Annotated in this window: 18 protein-coding genes; 14 read left to right on the forward strand and 4 right to left on the reverse strand. The window is 65.5% G+C overall.

Going from position 1 to position 20,465, the window contains the following annotated elements; genetic code table 11:
• Positions 1–5: 5 nt before the first annotated feature.
• The 3 genes from miaB to QUG03_RS15855 form a co-directional block, all read right to left on the reverse strand.
• On the reverse strand, positions 6–1,340 hold the full coding sequence (miaB, locus tag QUG03_RS15845) for a tRNA (N6-isopentenyl adenosine(37)-C2)-methylthiotransferase MiaB (RefSeq protein WP_107797940.1): 1,335 nt from the start codon (positions 1,338–1,340) through the stop codon (positions 6–8).
• 72 nt (positions 1,341–1,412) lie between these two features.
• Positions 1,413–1,805 carry a hypothetical protein gene (locus QUG03_RS15850; protein WP_107797941.1) on the reverse strand — a complete coding sequence of 131 codons (393 nt, stop codon included), beginning with the start codon at positions 1,803–1,805 and terminating at the stop codon, positions 1,413–1,415.
• Between the two features lie 115 nt (positions 1,806–1,920).
• A complete protein-coding gene (locus QUG03_RS15855; RefSeq protein ID WP_488877509.1) occupies positions 1,921–2,391 on the reverse strand; it encodes a GNAT family N-acetyltransferase in 471 nt (156 codons plus the stop codon).
• Between the two features lie 239 nt (positions 2,392–2,630).
• On the opposite strand from QUG03_RS15855, the gene QUG03_RS15860 reads away from it, so the two are divergent.
• The 3 genes from QUG03_RS15860 to QUG03_RS15870 all read left to right on the forward strand — a co-directional run bounded on the left by QUG03_RS15860 (position 2,631) and on the right by QUG03_RS15870 (position 6,757).
• Positions 2,631–3,674: a GGDEF domain-containing protein gene (locus QUG03_RS15860; RefSeq protein WP_500820375.1), complete on the forward strand. Its 1,044-nt coding sequence runs from the start codon at positions 2,631–2,633 to the stop codon at positions 3,672–3,674.
• Positions 3,675–3,762: 88 nt separating this feature from the next.
• Positions 3,763–4,983, forward strand: coding sequence for a DUF2399 domain-containing protein (locus QUG03_RS15865; RefSeq protein ID WP_107801597.1), 1,221 nt, complete (start codon positions 3,763–3,765; stop codon positions 4,981–4,983).
• A gap of 331 nt (positions 4,984–5,314) precedes the next feature.
• The gene (locus QUG03_RS15870; protein ID WP_235084802.1) at positions 5,315–6,757 is read left to right on the forward strand and encodes a high affinity choline transporter 1; all 1,443 of its coding nucleotides are present in this window, start codon (positions 5,315–5,317) and stop codon (positions 6,755–6,757) included.
• Positions 6,758–7,015: 258 nt separating this feature from the next.
• On the opposite strand, the gene QUG03_RS15875 is transcribed toward QUG03_RS15870, so the two are convergent.
• Positions 7,016–7,564, reverse strand: a complete 549-nt coding sequence (locus tag QUG03_RS15875) for a cupin domain-containing protein (protein ID WP_107797945.1) — start codon at positions 7,562–7,564, stop codon at positions 7,016–7,018.
• 334 nt (positions 7,565–7,898) lie between these two features.
• On the opposite strand from QUG03_RS15875, the gene QUG03_RS15880 reads away from it, so the two are divergent.
• The 11 genes from QUG03_RS15880 (at position 7,899) to QUG03_RS15930 (ending at position 20,108) form a co-directional block, all read left to right on the forward strand.
• Positions 7,899–10,286, forward strand: a complete 2,388-nt coding sequence (locus QUG03_RS15880) for a PAS domain-containing sensor histidine kinase (protein ID WP_500820376.1) — start codon at positions 7,899–7,901, stop codon at positions 10,284–10,286.
• Positions 10,283–10,912 carry a response regulator gene (locus QUG03_RS15885; RefSeq protein WP_107797947.1) on the forward strand — a complete coding sequence of 210 codons (630 nt, stop codon included), beginning with the start codon at positions 10,283–10,285 and terminating at the stop codon, positions 10,910–10,912. The genes QUG03_RS15880 and QUG03_RS15885 overlap by 4 nt, the downstream gene beginning before the upstream one ends.
• A 147-nt stretch (positions 10,913–11,059) precedes the next feature.
• On the forward strand, positions 11,060–12,163 hold the full coding sequence (locus QUG03_RS15890) for an ABC transporter ATP-binding protein (protein WP_235084795.1): 1,104 nt from the start codon (positions 11,060–11,062) through the stop codon (positions 12,161–12,163).
• A 40-nt stretch (positions 12,164–12,203) separates the two neighbouring features.
• Positions 12,204–13,244, forward strand: a complete 1,041-nt coding sequence (locus QUG03_RS15895) for an ABC transporter substrate-binding protein (protein ID WP_235084792.1) — start codon at positions 12,204–12,206, stop codon at positions 13,242–13,244.
• A 79-nt stretch (positions 13,245–13,323) separates the two neighbouring features.
• The gene (locus QUG03_RS15900; protein WP_500820377.1) at positions 13,324–14,133 is read left to right on the forward strand and encodes a class II aldolase/adducin family protein; all 810 of its coding nucleotides are present in this window, start codon (positions 13,324–13,326) and stop codon (positions 14,131–14,133) included.
• Between the two features lie 67 nt (positions 14,134–14,200).
• A complete protein-coding gene (locus tag QUG03_RS15905; protein WP_500820378.1) occupies positions 14,201–15,229 on the forward strand; it encodes an ABC transporter substrate-binding protein in 1,029 nt (342 codons plus the stop codon).
• Between the two features lie 65 nt (positions 15,230–15,294).
• Entirely contained in the window at positions 15,295–16,329 is a 1,035-nt protein-coding gene (locus tag QUG03_RS15910; RefSeq protein WP_500820379.1) for an ABC transporter substrate-binding protein, read from the forward strand.
• A 58-nt stretch (positions 16,330–16,387) separates the two neighbouring features.
• Positions 16,388–17,647 (forward strand): ABC transporter permease, encoded by a 1,260-nt coding sequence (locus tag QUG03_RS15915; RefSeq protein ID WP_500820380.1) that lies wholly within the window; start codon positions 16,388–16,390, stop codon positions 17,645–17,647.
• A gap of 40 nt (positions 17,648–17,687) precedes the next feature.
• Positions 17,688–18,515, forward strand: a complete 828-nt coding sequence (locus tag QUG03_RS15920) for an ABC transporter permease (protein WP_227106607.1) — start codon at positions 17,688–17,690, stop codon at positions 18,513–18,515.
• Between the two features lie 98 nt (positions 18,516–18,613).
• Positions 18,614–19,111, forward strand: a complete 498-nt coding sequence (gene tpx / locus QUG03_RS15925) for a thiol peroxidase (RefSeq protein ID WP_043594076.1) — start codon at positions 18,614–18,616, stop codon at positions 19,109–19,111.
• Between the two features lie 268 nt (positions 19,112–19,379).
• Positions 19,380–20,108: a substrate-binding periplasmic protein gene (locus QUG03_RS15930; RefSeq protein ID WP_500820381.1), complete on the forward strand. Its 729-nt coding sequence runs from the start codon at positions 19,380–19,382 to the stop codon at positions 20,106–20,108.
• Positions 20,109–20,465: the final 357 nt, after the last annotated feature.

Below are 20,465 nucleotides of genomic sequence, written 5' to 3' on the forward strand. Positions count from 1 at the left end.
CATGCTCAGGCGGTTTCCGCGATCAGCGCCTCGCCCACCAGCGAGTGGGGGCGGGCTTCGGTGATGCGCAGATCAATCATCTGATTGAGCAGGCGCGGGTGGCCGGCGAAGTTGACCACGCGGTTGTTGGCGGTGCGCGCCGCCAGCATGGCGGCGTCCTTCTTGGACACGCTTTCCACCAGCACGCGCTGCACCGTGCCCACCATCGCCTGGTTGATGGCGAAGCCCTTGGCCTCGATCACCTCGTTCAGGGCTTCCAGCCGGCGCACTTTTTCCGCGTGCGGGGTGTCGTCCGGCAGATTGGACGCCGGCGTGCCCGGACGCGGGCTGTAGATGAACACATAGCTGAAGTCGACTTCCATGTCCTTGACCAGCTTCAGCGTCTGTTCGAAGTCGGCCTCGGTCTCGCCGGGGAAGCCGACGATGAAATCGGACGACAGACACAGATCCGGCCGCAGCGCGCGCAGCTTGCGGATGATGGATTTGTACTCCAGGCCGGTGTAGCCGCGTTTCATCGCGGCCAGCACGCGGTCGGCTCCGCTTTGCACCGGCAGGTGCAGATGGGACACCAGCTTGGGCAGCTTGCCGTAGCAATCGATGATGCGCTGGCTGAACTCGCGCGGGTGGCTGGTGGTGAAGCGGATGCGCTCCACGCCCGGCACTTCGTGCACGTATTCCAGCAGCAGCGCGAAGTCGGCGATTTCGCCGTCGGCCATCATGCCGCGATAGGCGTTGACGTTCTGGCCCAGCAGGGTGATTTCCTTGACGCCCTGGACGGCCAGACCGGCGATTTCGGTCAGCACGTCGTCGAAGGGGCGGCTGACTTCCTCGCCGCGGGTGTAGGGCACCACGCAGAAGGAGCAATACTTGGAACAGCCTTCCATGATGGACACGTAAGCCGCGCCGCCCTCCACCTTGGCCGGCGGGATGTGGTCGAACTTCTCGATTTCCGGGAAGGAGATATCCACCTGGGAGTTGCCGCTGGATTGGCGCGATTTGATCAGGTCCGGCAGTCGGTGCAGGGTTTGCGGGCCGAACACCACGTCGACGTAAGGCGCGCGCTTGACGATGGTTTCGCCTTCCTGCGACGCCACGCAGCCGCCGACGCCGATGATCAGATCGGGCTTGGCCTCTTTCAGCGGACGGATGCGGCCCAAGTCCGAAAACACTTTTTCCTGCGCCTTTTCGCGCACGCTACAGGTGTTGAACAGGATGATGTCGGCTTCTTCCGGCTTGTCCGTCTTGATCATGCCTTCGGAGTCGGACAGCACGTCGGCCATTTTGTCCGAGTCGTACTCGTTCATTTGGCAGCCGAACGTCTTGATGTATACCTTTTTCATTGCAGCTAGATTCCAGCGTGTTTCAGTTCGCCGCCGGGCCGGACCCGACAAGCGCGCCGCGAGCGGCTGAGTTTATTGGGACGGCTGGGCGGCCGCTTCGGCTTCCCTTTGCTTCAGCAAGTCCACTTCCTCGGGGCGCAGCACCCAGATCCGGTTGATCTGGCCTTGCATATTGAAGGTGACCCCCACCGGCCGGCCTTCCAGATTGTCCAGTTGGCCGCGCAGCAGGAAGCGGTTGTTCTCGTCGAAGATGCGCAGACCGGGCGCCAACGGGAATTGGCGCTCGGAGCGGATGAAGATGCCGAGCAGACTTTCCAGCAAGGAGCGGTCTTTCTTGACGAACTCGATGGTGGCGTCGTTAGCGGCGCGGACCGTGCCGGCCTTCAGTTCCATCGGCAGCAAACGGCCGGCCAGGGCCGGGGCGGCGAGCCATGCCGCGCAAAGGGCGACTATGAGTATTTTCATAAGGAATTGAATACGTTGCGCGCGATTCTATCATAGCTTGGCCATGGGGCTGGCCAAATCTTCCTTGCAGCATAGGCGTTTTGGCGCGCCGACGCGGCCCGCGTTCACCCTGCGTTCACAAGGAGCGCCGCATGCCGACCGCGTCTTCGCCGTAAGCCCGGCGGGTGTAATCGTCGCGCGCGCAGGGCTGATAGCCAAAGCGTTTCCAATAGCGCGCGGCGCCCTGAACCGCCACCAGCCGCGCCTGGCGCAGCCCGCGCCGCCGGCCCTGGCCCAGCACGGTTTGCACCAGCCGCGGCCCCAGGCCGTGGCCGCGCGCGTCCGGATGCAGCGCCAGATCGTGGATGAACAGGGTGTCCACTGCGTCCGGCAGCCTCTCCAGCGGGCGGTTGAGGCTGGGCGGCCGGCCGGCGGTCCAGGGATGGGCGAACACATAGCCCAGCAGCTGGCCGGGACGCTCCGCCACCCAACAGGTGTCCGGCGACAGGCGGTGGCGCGAGGCCAGCGCGTCCCGGCTCTCGATCAGCGACGGCGGATAGCAGTGTTGCTGAACTTGCAGCACGGCGGGAAAATCTTGAACTTGCATCGGGCGCAGGACAATGGCGTCCTGCCGGCGACAGACTGCGGACATCGGGTGCGGGCCAATCCATGGAAGACAAAAAGCAAAGCGCGCGGCCGGAGCCGCGCGGTGTCGAAGGCGGCGATTATAGCCTCCGGGAGAGCGGGGGGCCAGCCGGCCCCGGAGAGGATTGCATGGGGGCGGTCCAGGCGCCTATACCACAGCAAGACGCGATGTCAGACGCGTGTGGGCGGGAGCATGATGCGATGACGATACCTGCGCCGGTGCGGCCGCTGGAACAAGATTTCGACGCTTATCTGATCGACGCCTTCCAATGGCGCAGCCTGGGCTTTCAGGGGGTGGGGGTGTTGGCCGCGCTGGGCTTTCTGCTGGTGCGCCGCCTGTACGGCGGCATGGTGCCGGGGTGGCTGTTTCTGGCGGTGGGCCTGGGTCTGGGCGGACTGATCCTGCTGCAGATCTGGGCGCGGCGCGGCCGTTCCCTGCTGTTGTGGCAGGTCTTGTTCGCCATTGGCTATTGCCTGGCGATGAAGCGCGCGCTGGATGCCGGCGGCTACGGCGAATTCCTGTTGTTGCCGACGCTGGGCGTGTCCGCGCTGGTGATGTCGATCAGCATGTCCAGCGTATGGCACACCTTGAGCTTCTGGGGGCTGCTGCTGCTGGTGTTCGACCCGGCGCGGGTGTTTCTGTGTTTGGGCGGCGAACAGACGATTTACGGCTTCGGCTTTCTGGCCCTCATCATCGGCGGCATGGTCTTGGTGCATGTGCAGGTGGTGCAAACCCTGCGCAGCAACCACCTGCTGCTGAACAAGCTGCGGCGGCAGGCCTTTTACGATTCGCTGAGCAGCCTGCCCAACCGGCGCTCCTTTTTGCAACAGGCGGAATACGCGCTGGGGCACGAGGACATCGCCTTCTATCTGGCCATCATCGATATCGATCTGTTCAAGTGCATCAACGACACCCACGGCCACGCGGTGGGGGATCAGACGATACGCGATGTCAGCGCCTTGCTGGCCGAGACCTTCCACGATCAGATTTACGGCCGCATCGGCGGCGAGGAGTTCGGCGTGCTGCTGGCGGCGCGCAGCGACGCGGCGGGGCAGGCGCGGCTGGAGTGTTTCCGCCAGCAGGTGCGCGCCGCGCCTTTTTCCCATGGCCAGGTGACGGTCAGCGCCGGCGTTTGCCAAGTGGGGAACGGCGGGCTGCAGCAGGCTTTTCACCGGGCGGATCAGGCCTTGTACCAGGCCAAGGCCGGCGGCCGGGACCGGGTGATCGCCTGGCAAGCGGCTTGAGGGCCGGCTCCCGATACGCGGCGCGGCATTGAATTTCTGGCGGAAAAATGGTCTATTCCTCATCCGCCTTTTCACCGAGTCGCCCGCTATGTCGCATTGGCTGTCCCAGATCGATCCCGATTCCGTTCGCCGCACCCCGCTGGGCGCGCGCGGCCATAATCTGCTGCTGACGCCGCAGGCCGCGCCGCAGCCGCTGTTGCTGAGCCAGGAGGAGCAGGAACTGGTGGACGGCTGGCTCAAATCGCGCCGCAATCGCATGCGCTGGAGCAGCCTGCTCGCGCTGGCGGACAGTCACGCCCTGGCGGCAAACCTGCTGCGCCGGCTCTTGGAGGCCGGCTGGTGCGAGGTGGAGCTGCACGCCGAAACCGGCCTGCGCCTCAGTCAGCTGGAACCGTTCTGGGTGCAATGGCTGGACATGTACGGCCTGCGCCATTTGCTGGGCATGGCCGACGCGCGGCCCCAGACCGAGGTGGTGGAGCTGTGGCGCGGCTGGCAGCCGCGCCATCCGCTGCTGTTGGGCTTGGCGGAAAGCCTGAGCCCGCATCTGCAATCCTCCACGCTGGAGCGCCGGCTGAAGCTGGCCCAGGCGCTGGACCAATGGCTGCTGGACGGCTGCTGGGGCACCGAGCGCCAGTTTTCGCAGCGCGCGCTGGGGCGCAGCAAAGCCTTCGGCGCGGCGGACCGGCAATGGCTGGCGGAATTCGGCATCGATCTGGAAGCCTGCGGCATCGCCCGTCACACCCCGCACGTCTTCCTGTCCGGGCCGCTGGGCCTGTGGGCCGGGCAGCAGTGCCTGCTGTCCGCCGCCTTGCTGCAACAAGGCGTGGCCCTGGGGCCGGAGGCCTTGATGAGCGTGAGCGCGGTGGAGGGCGCGATCCGCAGCGTGCGCATCGTGGAGAATCTCAGCGTGTTTCAGACGCTGAGCCAGCAGGCGCTGCCGGTGCTGACCATCTGGGTGCCGGGCCAGCCGCATCAGCGCTGGCGCGAGGCGGTGCGCCATTTATTGACCCTGCTGCGGGTGCCGGTGCAGATCGCCTGCGACCTGGCCCCGTCCGGCATCGCCGTCGCCATGGCCGCCGGCCAGGTGGCGGAGCAGGCCGGACGGCCGTGGTCGCCGTGGCGGATGCAGCCGGAGCAACTGACCCTGGCCAACGGCGCCCAGCCCTTGAGCGAGGCGGAGCAGGCGCAGCTGGCGCGCCTGATGGGCGGCGGCCTGCCGCCCTTGCTGCACGGCCTGGCGATGGAGATGCAGGAGAAGCAGTGCAAGGTGGAGCAAGAGGCGCTGTTCATCGAGGACTGGGGGGACTGAGCGCCGGCCGTCCGGCCCGCTGAAAACGGGCGCGGAAATCCGGCTTGGCCGACGGGCGGGCGGCGGAAAATACCGGCGGGCGGCGGCGCGCCGGTAATGACATTCGGGCAAATTGGGGCGGGTGTGAAAAAACTGCCCGGCGATGGGTACACAGCGGGAAAAAGCTGCGTTATCATCGCCCCCCAAACCCTTGATGGCAAAGGCAAGATATCAGGGTTTTCAGGAATTGAGAGAGGCTGGCGGGGTGTCAGGCACCCCCGCCGGCCTCTTGCTTTTGGGCCGCCGTTTTGGCGCGTGCGCGCGCCGCCAGAAGAAGAGGAATATCCTTCCCATGTTGATTGGCTTCGTCGTCGTCTATCTGCTGCTGTCCGTGGGCATCGGCCTCTACGCCGCCACCCGGGTGCGCAACGCCCGCGATTTCGCCGTGGCCGGCCGCAGCCTGCCGTTTCCCATCGTCACCGCCATGGTGTTCGCCACCTGGTTCGGCTCGGAGGCGGTGCTGGGCATTCCGGCCACCTTCATCGACAAGGGCTTCGCCGGCATCGTCGAAGACCCGTTCGGCTCCTCGATGTGCCTGGTGCTGGTGGGCCTGTTGTTCGCGCGGCCGCTGTACCGGCTCAATCTGCTGACCATAGGCGATTTCTACAAGCAGCGCTTCGGCCGCAATGTGGAGCTGTTCGTGTCGCTGTGCATCATCGCCTCCTACCTGGGCTGGGTGGCGGCGCAGCTGACCGCGCTGGGCGTGGTGTTCAACGTGCTGTCCCAGGGCGCGATCAGCGCCAACGCCGGCATGTTGCTGGGCGCGGGCATCGTGCTGGTGTACACGCTGTTCGGTGGCATGTGGTCGGTGGCGCTGACCGACTTTTTCCAGATGACGGTGATCGTCGCCGGCCTGCTTTATCTGACCTGGTTGATCGGCGACATGGCCGGCGGCCCGGTCAAGGTGTTGCAGCACGCGGCGGCGCAGGACAAGTTCACCATGATTCCCAGCATGGCGCCCAAGGACGTGGTCGGCTTCGTCGGCGCCTTGCTGACCATGATGTTGGGCTCCATTCCGCAGCAGGATATCTTCCAGCGGGTGATGTCGGCCAAGAACGAGAACGTCGCCGCGCGCGCGTCCATCGTCGGCGGCGGCCTGTATCTGACCTTCTGCATGCTGCCCATCTTCATCGGCTTCGCCGCCACGCTGATCGATCCGACCATGGTGAGCCGCTGGATGCAGCAGGACGCGCAGATGATTCTGCCCAGCCTGATCCTGGAGCGCACGCCGCTGTTCGCGCAGGTGATGTTCTTCGGCGCGCTGCTGTCCGCCATCATGTCCACCGCGTCCGGCACCTTGCTGGCGCCGTCGGTGACCTTTACCGAGAACGTGCTCAGCCGTTTCATCCCGGTGATGTCGGACCGCCAGTTCCTGCTGGCGATGCGGCTGACCGTGGTGGGCCTGGCCATCGTCACCACGGTGTTCGCGCTCTTGTCCGACGCCACCATCTACGAGATGGTGGGCAACGCCTACAAGGTGACGCTGGTGTCGGCGGTGGCGCCGCTGTTCGCCGGCCTGTTCTGGAAGCGTTCCACGCCGCAGGGCGCCTTGCTGGCCATTGCGCTGGGCCTGGGCAGCTGGCTGGCGCTGGACTGGTTCGGCCCGGCGGATCCGTTCTGGCCGCCGCAACTGGTGGGCCTGGGCTTCAGCATTGTCGGCATGGTGGCCGGCAGCCTGCTGCCGCAGCGGCTGGGACGGCAGGCTTTGGCGGGGATGGGCCTGACCCGGCCTTAGACCCGCTAACAAAACCCCTGACCCTGCGTTGCGCCTCCTTGTCGTACGACTTGTACTGCCTACGTCGGCGCGCCTTGGCTCAGGTTCTCTGCGAGGTTTTGTGAGCGGCTCTTAGAACCGGTTTACGATCTCGCGAGCCAAGGCGATACAAGGCGAAAGCGGCCGAGACAGCGGAATGGTCATACGGTAGATGAGCATTTCGAAGCGGTACTCACCGTGTAAGGCGTCCTCGACGCGCAGCGGATCGTAAACGGATTATCAGAAGTTGGCCGGGGTGTTGGCGCTGATGATCTCCGCCTCGTCCGGCCCGATATTGCGGAATTTGTGCGGCAGGGTGCTGGGGAAGTAATAGCCGTCCCCGGCGGAGAGGATGCTGATGTGGCCGTCCACGGTCAGCTCCACGCTGCCGCGCACCACTACGCCGCACTCCTCGCCCTCGGGATGGGTGATCATTTCCTTGCCGGTGTCCGCGCCCGGCGAATACAGCTCGCGTAGCATGCGCATCTGGCGATTGGGATTGGACGCGCCGATGATCAGCAGCTTCAGGCCGTCGCGGCCCAGATCTGGTTGTTGTTCGCGGCGGAAGGTGTAAGGGTCGCTGGGCGGCGGTTCGCCAAAGGTCAGGAATTCGGTCAGCGTCATGGGGAAACCCTGAATCAGCTTCAATAGCGAACTGATGGACGGGCTGACCCGGTTCTGTTCTATCAGCGAGATGGTGGCGTTGGCCATGCCGGCCCGTTTCGCCAGCTCGCGTTGAGACAGCGCGAAGTGCTCGCGCACTTGTTTGACGCGTAATCCAATATCCATGCCTGTAACCTCGGTGGCGTGCCCTTGTCGGCCTCTGCTTAGTATTTTCGACAATTTTTCGAATAGCGTCACAGTATACTGATGTCGCCGCCGGCGATGCAGAGCAATTCGCGTTTTCCGGCCGGCGGCGGCGCATTTTCGAAGCCTGGGACCATTCTCCGGGCCGTCGCCGCGTCTGCCCGCGTTCTCAATCCTCCCGTCGCCGTCCCGCCAGGCCCGTCGCCTGCGCCGCTTGCCACAGACTTTCCCGCTTTGTGTTTGATTTTTTAGACAGCGTCGCCGCGCTGCCACAGTATGGTGGCATGCGCGCCGTCCGGCGCGCCGGAGAGACGCATTGAGAGCCTTATTGTGGATGGCGGGATGGGCGGCGCTATGGCTGGCGCCGGCGAGCTGGGCGCTGAGCCTGTCGGCGGCGGAGCGGGACTGGCTGAGCCGGCACCCGGTGCTGCGGGTGGGCGTGGTGCCGCAAGCGCCGTACGCGGTGCTGGACGCGCGCCGGCAGGCGCTGAGCGGCGCGCATGTGGAACTGATGAACCGGCTGGCCGCCGAATTGGGCCTCAAACTGGCCTGGACCTTCTATCCGAACAAGACGCAGTTGAGCGCGGCGGCGCGGGCGGGGCGGGTGGATGTCGCGCCCGGCCTGGAACAAACCCCGGCCGGCTTGCGTTACTGGCTGTTTTCCGGCCCCTTCCTGCGCATCCCCTACAAACTGGTCGGGCGCGGCGAGCCGGCGGCGGCGCTGGAACTGGAACAACTGCCGGACAGCGCGCGGGTGGCGGTGCTCGAACCGGGCGCGGCGGCGGCCTTTCTGACCGTCAATTATCCGGCCTTGCGGCGCTTGCCTGCCGGCTCGGACCGCAACGCGCTGCAGCAGGTGCAGCAGCAGCGGGCGGATTATGCGGTGGTGGACGAGGCGCAGCTGAACCAGCTGCTGCGCGAGCCGGAATTCTCGCACTTGCGCGCGGTGGGCGACAGCGGCGCCACTCGGCTGCTGCGGGTGGCGTCGCGGCAGGACTGGCCGCAGCTGGCGATGCTGCTGGACCGGGCCTTGAGCGCGCTGCCGGCCTCGCAGCGCGGCCATCTCTACACGCGCTGGGTGCAGGCGGAGCCGACGCCGCTGGCCGACAGCCTGCCGTTTTGGCGCAGGCTGAGCCAGGTATCGCTGCTGCTCATCCTGCTCTTGGCCGGCGCGCTGCTGTGGCAGGGCCGGCAGCAGCGGCAGTCGCGGCAAGCGCTGGCGGCGGCGCGGCAGGCGCTGGCCCAGCGGGAAGCCGGCGCCGAGGCCTTGCGGCTGACGCAGTTCTCGGTGGATCACAGCACGGTGGGCATTCTGTGGCTGAACTGGGAAGGCCGGCTGCGTTACGCCAATCAGGCCGCGCTGGCGATGCTGGGATGCGCGGAGGCGGAGGCGGTGGGGCAGCCGCTGTCTCGCTTCCAGCCGGGCTTGGACATGGACGGCTGGCTGGACTTGTGGGGCCGGGCGCGGAGCCGGGGCCTGCTGCAGTTTGAAACCGATAGCCTGCGCGCCGACGGCGGCAGCCTGCCGCTGGACGTCTCGCTCAGTTTTCTGCGCTTCGGCGGCGCCGACTACCTGGTGGCCTTTATGCACGACGTCACCGAAAAGCGGCAGGCGCGCGCCGCCCTGCGGGAGAGCGAGGCGCGTTTCAAGGGCATTGCCGGCAATGTGCCGGGCCTGGTGTTCCGGCTGGAGCGCGCCGACGCGGCGGAAGACCCGCGGCTGGCCTTCGTCAGCGAGGCCAGCCTGGCGCTGACCGGCTACCCGGCCGCGGACTTGCTGGCGCGGCCGGAGGGCTTGCAAGCGCTGGCGCACCCTGAGGACGCCGCGGCGCTGCGCGACAGCTGGCAAGCCGCCTGGCGCGAGCAGCGCGATTGGAGTTGGCAGGGCCGGATTCTGACCCGGGACGGCGCGGAGCGCTGGGCCGATCTGCGCGCCAGCGCCCGCCGCCACGGCGCGACGGGCATGGTGTGGGATGGCATCCTGTGGGATATCAGCGCCGGCAAGCGCAATGAACTGGAGCTGAGCGCGTCGCGCGCCATGCTGCGCGATCTGGCCGCCCACCTCGAAACGGTGCGCGAGGAGGAAAAAGCCCATATCGCGCGCGAGGTGCACGACGAGCTGGGCCAGGTGCTGACCGTGCTCAAGCTGGAAACCTCGATGCTGGAACTGAGCCTGGGGCGGCCGGAGGGCGCGGCGGCGGAGCGGCTGGCCAGCATCAAGAAGCTGATCGCCCAGACCTTCGCCCTGGTCCGCGACGTGGCCACCGCGCTGCGGCCGCCCATCCTGGACGCGGGCCTGGCCTCGGCGGTGGAATGGCAGGCGCGCCGCTTCGAGGCCCGCAGCGGCATACCCTGTCTGGTGCTGGTGCCGGACACGCCGCTGCGCCTGGACGACGCCAAGGCGGTGGGCCTGTTCCGGGTATTGCAGGAGGCGCTGACCAATGTGATGCGCCACGCCGAGGCCCACACGGTGACGCTGCACTTGCAGGCCTTGCCGGGAGAGCTGGTGCTGAGCATTATCGACGACGGCAAAGGCTTTGAGCGGCGGCCGGGGGAGGCGGGCAGCTCCTACGGCCTGGTGGGCATGCGCGAGCGCCTGCTGATGTTCGGCGGCGGCCTGGAAGTGGCCAGCGCGCCGGGGCAAGGCTGCAGTTTGACGGCCCGGCTGCCCTTGCGGCCGGATGAAGGGGAGGAGAAGACATGATTCGAGTGATTGTGGCGGAAGACCACACCATCGTGCGCGAAGGCATCAAGCAGTTGATCGGCCTGGCCGACGATTTGCAAGTGGTCGGCGAAGCCGCCCACGGCGCCGCGGTGTTCGACGCCTTGCGCGCCGCCGCCTGCGATGTGCTGCTGCTGGATATTTCCATGCCGGGCCTGAGCGGCCTGGACGTGATCCCGCGCTTGCGGGCGCTGGCGCAGCCGCCGGCCATCCTGGTGCTGTCCATGCACGACGAGGTGCAGATGGCGGCGCGCGCGCTCAAGGCCGGCGCCGCCGGCTACGCCACCAAGGACAGCGATCCGGCGCTGCTGCTGACCGCGATCCGCAAAGTGGCCGGCGGCGGCCGCTACATCGACCCGCAACTGGCGGACCGGCTGGTGTTCGAAGTCAATCTCAGCGACGAGAGGCCGCCGCACGCCCAGTTGTCCGAGCGCGAGTTCCAGGTGTTCCAGCGCCTGGCGCAGGGGGCCAACGTCAACGAGGTGGCGCAGCTGCTGGCGATCAGCGCCAAAACCGTCAGCACCCACAAGGTCAGGCTGATGCAGAAGCTGCGCGCGCAGTCGCTGGCGGATTTGGTGCGCTACGCGATCGAGCATCAGCTGTTTTAACGCGCTTGGCTGCTGCGGCGCACTAAGAATTTCCCTACAGCGCGCGCCGTTTATCCCGACGGCAAAATCCGCCGCCCGCCGATGGCGGGCGTGCGCCGCGCTCCCTAGCATGGTTGGCGTACGCATTCACTTTCAGGTGTCGCCGCCATGTCCGCAGCCAGCGATGTGCTTGTCCGCTTCCTCAACGTCCAGAAAAGCTATGACGGCGAAAACCTCATCGTCAAAAACCTGAACCTGGACATCCGCCGCGGCGAATTCCTCACCCTGCTGGGGCCGTCCGGCTCCGGCAAGACCACCAGCCTGATGATGCTGGCCGGTTTCGAAACCCCCACCGGCGGCGAGATTCAGCTGGCCGGCCGCTCCCTCAACCGGGTGCCGCCGCACAAGCGCAACATCGGCATGGTGTTCCAGAACTACGCCTTGTTCCCGCACATGACGGTGGCGGAAAACCTGGCCTTCCCGCTGTCGGTGCGCGGGGTGTCCAAGGCGGACATCCAGGACAAGGTGAAGCGGGCCCTGGCCATGGTGCAGCTGGACGCCTTCGCCGGCCGCTATCCGGGCCAGATGTCGGGCGGCCAGCAGCAGCGGGTGGCGCTGGCGCGCGCGCTGGTGTTCGAGCCGCAGCTGGTGCTGATGGACGAACCGCTGGGCGCGCTGGACAAGCAATTGCGCGAACACATGCAGATGGAGATCAAGCATCTGCATCAGCGGCTGGGCGTCACCGTGGTCTACGTCACCCACGATCAGGGTGAGGCGCTGACCATGTCGGACCGGGTGGCGGTGTTCCATCAGGGCGAAATCCAGCAGATCGACGCGCCGGCCCAGCTCTACGAGCGGCCGGACAACGCCTTCGTCGCCAACTTCATCGGCGAGAACAACCGCTTGCCAGGCACCCTGCTGAGCCGGGACGGCGAGCGCTGCCTGGTGGAACTGGAGCGCGGCGAAAGGGTGACGGCGCTGGCGGTGAAGGTGGGCGAGGCCGGCAGCCCGGTGTCGCTGTCCATCCGCCCCGAACGCATCCTGCTCAACGGCCATAGCGAGCGCTGCGACAACCGCTTCTCCGGCCGGGTGGCCGAATTCATCTACCTGGGCGACCACGTGCGCGTGCGCATGGAGGTGTGCGGCAAGCCCAACTTCTTCGTCAAACAAGCCATCGCCGAACTGGACGCCACGCTCGCCGTCGGCGACGTGGTGCCGCTGGGCTGGCAGGTGGAGCATGTGCGCGCGCTCGATCCGCTGGTTCACGAATAGCAAGGCGCGACGCCGCTCCCTTTGCACAGGAGGACCTGGAATGTCTGCAAGCATCAAGCTGGCCGTCACGGCCCTGGGTATGGCTTTCGCGGGCCAAGCCATGGCGGCCGCTCTGACCGTGATCTCGTTCGGCGGCGCGGGAAAGTCCGCTCAGGACAAGGCGTATTACCGCCCCTTCCAGCGGGAGACCGGCATCAAGGTGATCGGGGCGGAATACAACGGCGAGATGGCCAAGATCAAGGCCATGGTGGATAGCCGCAGCGTGTCGTGGGACGTGGTCGAAGTCGAGCCGGCGGCGCTGGCGCGCGGCTGCGACGAAGGCCTGTTCGAAAAGCTGGATTACAGCAAGATCGGCAAGCCCGCGGATTTTCTCGCCGGCGCGGTGCAAAGCTGCGGGATAGGCATGAACGTCTGGTCCATCGTCCTGGCCTACAACGCCGACAAGCTGAAAACGGCGCCGGCTGGCTGGAAGGATTTCTGGGACGTGAAGACCTTCCCGGGCAAGCGCGGTCTGCGCAAGGGCGCGCAGGACAATCTGGAGTTCGCGCTGATGGCGGACGGCGTCGCCCCGAAGGACGTTTACAAGGTGCTGGCCACGCCGGCGGGCGTCGATCGGGCCTTCCGCAAGCTGGACCAGCTCAGGCCGAACATCCAGTGGTGGGAAGCCGGCTCCCAGCCGCCGCAATTTCTGGTTTCGGGCGATGTGGTGATGAGCTCGGCCTACAACGGCCGCATTTCCGAAGCGAGGAAGGAAGGCAAGAACCTGAAGGCGGTCTGGAACGGCTCGGTTTACAACTACGACTACTGGGCGATTCCCAAGGGCAGCCCGCGCAAGGACGACGCGCTGAAGTTCATCCGCTTCGCCACGCAGCCGGCCAATCAGAAAGTCTATGCCGACACCATCGATTACGGCGTCACCCACCGCAAGGCGATCCAGATGCTGGACGCGACAAGGAGCCGGGATCTGCCGACCTCGCCGCGGAATCTCGCGGTGGCGCTGAGCGAGGATACGGCGTTTTGGGTGGACAGGAGCGAGGAGCTCGAGCAGCGCTTCAACGCCTGGGTGGCCAAGTCCAAGTAAGCGCGGTTGCCGCGGCGCCCGCCGGCGTCGCCAGTTGGCCCCCCGGATGGGGGCGGATGCACAACACACCGAGGTCATGATGGAACGCTCAGCAAAGCTCAGCCCTGCCCCGCAGCAAGCCGCCCAGCCAGTGGAGTCGGAAGGGGAGCGGCAACTACGTCGAGAACTGGCGGCCTGTTATCGGCTGATCGCGCACTTTCGCATGAGCGATCTGATCTCGACGCATATCTCGGTGCGCTTGCCAGGGCCGGAACACCATTTCCTGATCAACCCCTACGGGCTGATGTTCGACGAAATCACCGCGTCCAGCCTGGTCAAGATCGGTCTCGACGGCCGGGCGCTGGACGAGAACGACGCCCTGGTCAATCCGGCCGGCTTCGTCATCCACAGCGCCATCCACTCGGCAAGACCGGATGCCCAGTGCGTGCTGCACACCCATACCCGGGCCGGCTGCGCGGTGGCGGCGCTGGCGGAGGGCTTGTTGCCGGTGAACCAGATGTCGATGGAGTTCTACGGGAAGGCGGCGTACCACGATTACGAAGGCATCGCCCTGGACCTCAACGAGCAGGCGCGCCTGGTGCGGGATCTGGGCGACAAGCCGGTGCTGATCCTGCGCAACCACGGCTTGCTGGCCGTGGGGGAGACGGTCAAGCAGGCTTTCCTGCGCATGTACTACCTGGAGAAGGCCTGCGACATCCAGCTGAGCGCGCAGGCGGCCGGAGCCTTGCGCCTGCCGTCCGTGGCGGTTTGCCGGCGGACCGAGCGCCAGTTCAACGCGCCGGAGCGCGAGGTGGGCGAGCGGGAGCTGAAGGACGATATGTTCGTCGACCTGGCCTGGGCGGCGCTGCTGCGCCTGCTGGACCGGCTCGATCCCGGCTACAAACTTTGACCGGGACGGGCGGCTGCCGCGGCCCGGCCAGCGGGCAAGCGGCGTTGACATAAAGGAGGTAGGGATCATGGCGATACACGGTAAATCCTTGCTTCTGGCTTGCGCCGCGCTGGCGGCCAGTCAGGCGCAGGCGCTGACCATCGTGTCATTCGGCGGCGCCAACCAGGCCGCCCAGGCTCAGGCCTATTACCAGCCCTTCCAGCGCGCCACCGGCATCAAGGTGCTGGCCGGCGAATACAACGGCGAAATGGCCAAGGTCAAGGCGATGGTGGCGGCGCGGAGCGTGTCCTGGGACGTGCTGGAGGTGGAAGCGCCGGAACTGGCGCGGGGCTGCGACGAAGGCTTGTTCGAAAAGCTGGACCCGGCGCTGGCCGGCGCGCGCGCAGAGGTGATTGATGGCGCGCTGCAACCCTGCGGCATCGGCCTCTTCGTCTGGTCCAATGTGCTGGCTTACAGCGCGGACAAGCTGAAGACCGCGCCGCGCGGCTGGGCCGATTTTTGGGATGTGAAGCGTTATCCCGGTAAGCGCGGCATGCGCAAGAGCGCCAAATACACCTTGGAGATCGCTCTGCTGGCCGACGGCGTTGCCGCCAAGGACGTGTATCGCCTGCTGGCCACGCCGGCCGGCGTGGAGCGCGCCTTCAAGAAGCTGGCCCAGCTCAAACCTTATATCCAGTGGTGGGAGGCCGGCGCGCAGCCGCCGCAATACCTGGCCTCCGGCGATGTGGCGATGAGCTCGGCCTACAACGGCCGCATCGCCTCGGCCCAGCAAGAGGGCCGGAATCTGAAGATAGTTTGGGACGGCAGCCTGTATGACTTTGTCTACTGGGCCATCCCCAAGGGCGCGCAACAGGGCGCGGCGGCAAGGCGTTTCATCGCTTTCGCCAGCCGGCCGGAAGCCCAGGCGGCGTATTCGCGACAGATGGCCTATGGCCCGATCAATCGCCAGGCGATGGCGTTGTTGGCGCCGGCGCGACAACTCGAACTGCCCACCGCGCCGGCAAATCTGCAAAGCGCGGTACGGGTGGATTCCAACTTTTGGGCCGATCACGGCGAAAGCCTGGAGCAGCGCTTCAATGCCTGGGCCCTGCGTTGATGGTCGGTTTTGAAAGCCGCGCCGGCCTGGCCGGCGTCACGATGCAGTCAACAAGGAGAATGAGGATGGCGTTTAAACAAAAATGCATGCTGCTGGGCGCCGCGCTGGCTTTGGCTGGCGCGGCTTCGGCCAAGGATTTGACGGTGATTTCCTACGGCGGTGCCAACAAGGACGCCCAGGCCAAGGCCTATTACGCGCCCTTCCAGAAGAGCAGCGGGCTCAAGCTGGTCAGCGGCGAATACAACGGCGAAATGGCCAAGCTCAAGGCCATGGTGGACACCAAGAGCGTGTCCTGGGACGTGTTGGAAGTGGAGTCGCCGGAACTGGTGCGCGGTTGCGACGAAGGTCTGCTGGAGCGGCTGGATTACGCGCGCATCGGCAATAAGGCCGACTTCGTGCCCGGCGCGGCCCAGCCCTGCGGCATCGGCATCTTCGTCTGGTCCACCGCGCTGGCCTACAACGCCGACAAGCTGAAGACCGCGCCGGCCGGCTGGAAGGATTTCTGGGACCTGAAGAAATTCCCCGGCAAGCGCGGCCTGCGCAAGGGCGCCAAGGGCACGCTGGAGATTGCGCTGCTGGCCGACGGCGTGGCCGCCAAGGACGTCTATCCGGCGCTGGGCACGCCGGCCGGCGTGGACCGCGCCTTCAAGAAGCTGGACCAGATCAAGCCCTATCTGCAGTGGTGGGAGGCCGGCGCGCAGCCGCCGCAATACCTGGCCTCCGGCGATGTGGTGATGAGCTCCGCCTTCAACGGCCGCATCGCGGTGGCGCGCAAGGAGGGCAAGAACCTGAAAGTGGTGTGGAACGGCAATCTCTACGACTTCGATTACTGGTCGATTCCCAAGGGCACGCCCAAGCGCGAACAGGCTTACCAGTTCATCGCCTTCGCCAGCAAGCCGGAAAACCAGAAGGTTTATTCGCAGAACATCGCCTACGGTCCCAGCAACAAGCGGGCGATTCCGCTGCTGGACAAGAACGAGCTGCCGGATTTGCCCACCGCACCGCAGAACATCAAGGACGCGCTGAAGATCAATCTGGAGTTCTGGGCCGACCACGCGGAGAACCTGGAGCAGCGTTTCAACGCCTGGGCGGCGAAGTAGGGCGCTCATCCTTCATTTAGCGGAGGCCGCCTTTCGGCGGCCATAACGGAGTAAGGCCATGACGGCTTCCACGGTATCCCATTCCCGCGCGTCCGCGCCGGACGAGCGGCCTCTGAAGGCGCGGCTGGCCCGGGCGGAGCGGCTGGGCAAGCTCAAGTCGCTGGCGCTGGTGTCGCCGCTGCTGCTGTTCTTGCTGCTGACTTTCATCGTGCCCATCGGCGCGCTGCTGTTGCGCAGCGTGGACAACCCGGAAGTGGCGGGTTCGCTGCCGCGCACGGTGCGGGCGCTGGCGGCCTGGGACGGCAAATCGCTGCCGCCGGAGGCGGCTTACCGCGCGCTGGCCGACGATGTGCGGCTGGCCGGCGAGCGCCAGACGCTGGGCGATCTGGGCAAGCGGCTGAATATGGAGGTGCCCGGCTACCGCAGCCTGCTGGGCAAGACCTCGCGCGCCTTGCCGCTGGAGCCGGCGCCGGCCTCGTTCAAGCAGGCGCTGACCGAGCTGGACGAACGCTGGGGCGACCCGGCCTACTGGCTGGCGATACGCCGCAACCAGTCCGCCTACACGCCGTATTATCTGCTGGCGGCGCTGGATCACCGCATCGACGACCTGGGCGAACTCAGCCGCGCGATGCCGGATCAGGGCATTTACCTGAGCGTGTTCGCCCGCACGTTCTGGATGAGCCTGGTGGTGACCGCGCTGTGCCTGCTGCTGGCCTATCCGCTGGCCTATCTCTTGGCCAGCCTGCCCACGCGCCGCAGCAATCTGCTGATGATCATGGTGCTGCTGCCGTTCTGGACCTCGGTGCTGGTGCGGGTGGCCGCCTGGATCGTGCTGCTGCAGTCCGGCGGCCTGATCAACGCCGCTTTGCTGAGCCTGGGCCTGATCGAGCAGCCGTTGCAGCTGGTGTTCAACCGCGTCGGCGTCTACATCGCCATGGTGCACATCCTGCTGCCCTTCATGATTCTGCCCATCTACAGCGTGATGAAGAGCATCTCTCCCAGCTATCTGCGCGCGGCGATCTCGCTGGGCTGCCACCCCTTCGCCGGCTTCTGGCGGGTGTACGCGCCGCAGACCGTGGCCGGGGTGGGCGCCGGCTGCCTGCTGGTGTTCATCCTGTCCATAGGCTATTACATCACCCCGGCCTTGCTGGGCAGCCCCAACGACCAGATGGTCAGCTATTTCGTCGCCTTCTACACCAACACCACCATCAACTGGGGCATGGCCACCGCGCTGGGCGGCCTGCTGTTGGCGGCCACCTTGCTGCTGTACGCGGTCTACCACCGGCTGGTGGGCAGCGAACGGCTGCGGCTGGGCTGAACCGCCGCCTGGACCCAACCGATACTGGAGAGCCAAACCGATGCCAAGCCATCACACCTTGCCGGAAGAACGGCTGTGGTTTTACCTGCACCGCCTGCTGGGTGGCCTGACGCTGCTGTTCCTGGTGCTGCCGGTGCTGGTGATCATCCCGCTGTCTTTCAACGCCAGCGCCTTCCTGGTTTATCCGCTCAGCGGCTTTTCCCTGCGCTGGTATCAGGAGTTCTTCTCCTCGGCGGAGTGGATGCGCGCCTTGCAGAACAGCCTGATCGTCGCGCCGCTGGCCACCGTGCTGGCGATGACGCTGGGCACGCTGGCCGCCGTCGGTCTGACCCGCGCCGAGTTTCCCGGCAAGGGCCTGCTGATGGCGGTGTTGATCTCGCCCATGGTGGTGCCAGTGGTGATCGTCGGCGTGGCCGGCTATCTGTTCTTCGCGCCCCTTGGCATGGACAACAGCTATCTGACGCTGGTGCTGCTGCACGCGGCGCTGGGCGTGCCCTTTGTGGTGATCACCGTCAGCGCCACGCTGCAGGGCTTCAACCGCAATCTGGTGCGGGCCGCCGCCAGCCTGGGCGCGTCGCCGCTGCGGGTGTTCTTCAAGGTGACGCTGCCGCTGATCGCGCCGGGGGTGATTTCCGGCGCGCTGTTCGCCTTCGGCACCTCCTTCGACGAGGTGGTGGTGACGCTGTTCGTCGCCGGGCCGGGCCAGGCGACGCTGCCGCGGGCGATGTTCGGCGGCATACGCGAAAACCTCAGCCCCGCCATCGCCGCGGCGGCCACGCTGTTGATCGGGTTTTCGGTGCTGATGCTGCTGACGCTGGAGTGGTTGCGCGGCCGTGCCGAGCGGCTGCGCAGCCGGCCCGGGGTCTGAATACCGGCTTGGCCCTACTTTGGGAGGGGTTGAATTTCAGCCAAGCTGCCGCACACTAGGAGGCATTCACCCCCTGAAACCAAATGAGGAATTCCCACATGGCTACCGTTACTCTGCGCGGCAATCCGGTTGAAGTGGCTGGCGCGCTGCCGGCCAAGGGCCAGCAAGCCCCGGCCCTGACCCTGACCTCCGCCGACCTGGCCGAAGTCAAACTGGACAACTACGCCGGCAAGAACAAGGTGCTGAACATTTTCCCGAGCGTGGACACGCCGACCTGCGCGATGTCGGTGCGCAAGTTCAACGAACGCGCGGCCAAGCTGGCCGACACCGTGGTGCTCTGCGTTTCCGCCGACCTGCCGTTTGCGCAGAAGCGCTTCTGCGGCGCCGAGGGCATCGACAATGTGGTGACCCTGTCCACCTTCCGCAACCCGCAGTTCGCCGCCGACTACGGCGTCAAGCTGGCCTCCGGCCCGCTGGCCGGCCTGACCGCCCGCGCGGTGGTGGTGCTGGACAAGGACAACAAGGTGCTGCATAGCGAGCTGGTGGCCGAGATCGGCGAAGAGCCGAACTACGACGCCGCGCTGGCCGCGCTGTAAGCGACGTTGCCGCAGACCAAACCCGCCGGTGCGAATCGGCGGGTTTTTTGCGCCCCGGCTCCGGCGCCAATCCGCCATCAGGTCAAAATAATCCTATAGTGGATCCATCACAGCGGTTTTAAATCTTTATCTTCACAAGATTCGACCTTAAGCCCTGTGACAAAGGCGCTGCCCATCCCGCTTAACGGCCCACGTTCTTATGCCCCCCATGCTCAAACGACACAAGGCGTCATGCTCGCTTGCATTACGGAATGCCTCTGGAGGACTCGTGGCTAAGCGGCTGCTCTTTACCCTCTTATTGCTGGGAGGCGCGCCAAGCTGCTTGGCGGAGCAGCTTCTATCCCTGCAGTATCGGGACAAACCGCCCTACAGCTATAGCCAAAATGGAAAACCGGCCGGTTTTTTATTGGAGCGGACCATTGAAATTTTACACCGCGCGGCCGTGCCGGCGGAGTTTGAGGAAGTGCCTGCCAAACGCATTCTCAGTAATATTCAAGCCAATAAGAAATTGATTTGCTCCCCAGGCTGGTATAAAACCCCTGAGCGCGAGGCCTTTGCCTTGTTTTCCTCGGCCATTCACCAAGACAAGCCGCACCTGATATTGGCGAACATCAAATCCGCGAAAAACATCCAGAAATTGGGTACGTTAAAAGCGCTGTTCGCCAGCCATGAATTCAAGCTTGGCAAAGTTTCCGGCGTGTCTTACGGCACAGAATTGGATGCGATGATTGATCATGCCGCCGCCGCCGTGATGGATTCGACGGTAACACCGGGCGAACTGGCTCAAATGATCGTCTCTCAGCGTGCCGACTATATGCTGATCGATGTCGAGGATTACAAATTTCTGCTGCAGAAAAAAGAAATCGATTCAACAAAATTGACGATATTGACATTCAAGGACATGCCCGAGGGGCTTAAGCGCTACATCATGTGCAGCAAGCAGGCCAGTCCCGAGCTTATGCAGCGGATTGATCAATCCATACACCTCCCTCCCTGATCCGGCCTGCGGCTATCCCGCGAGCGCTGTTTCCTGCCGGCGTCCTCCCTTGACGGTCTTCGCCAGCCTGTTTAGGCTTGGTCCCGCGTCGTGTCCAATCACACGGCGCAGGGCTGGCAAGCCTATTAATCATTCCACCGCAGACACAACGCTCCGCTTTGGCGTCGTTACGTCTGCTGCCACGCCGTACCCATTCGGGATGGGCCGTGGCAGGGAGTCCTCTGGACTGCCGGTCTTTGTGGAATGAACCGGTCTTGCCACCTTGTCACGTGCCTGTCCTAGCCTCGCCTGGGCAGGTTTCCAAAGCTGACATGGAGACCGTGATGACCTTTTCCACCTTTCCTCCCGCAATGCCCC

Source organism: Chromobacterium sp. CCUG 30098, from assembly GCF_059916605.1.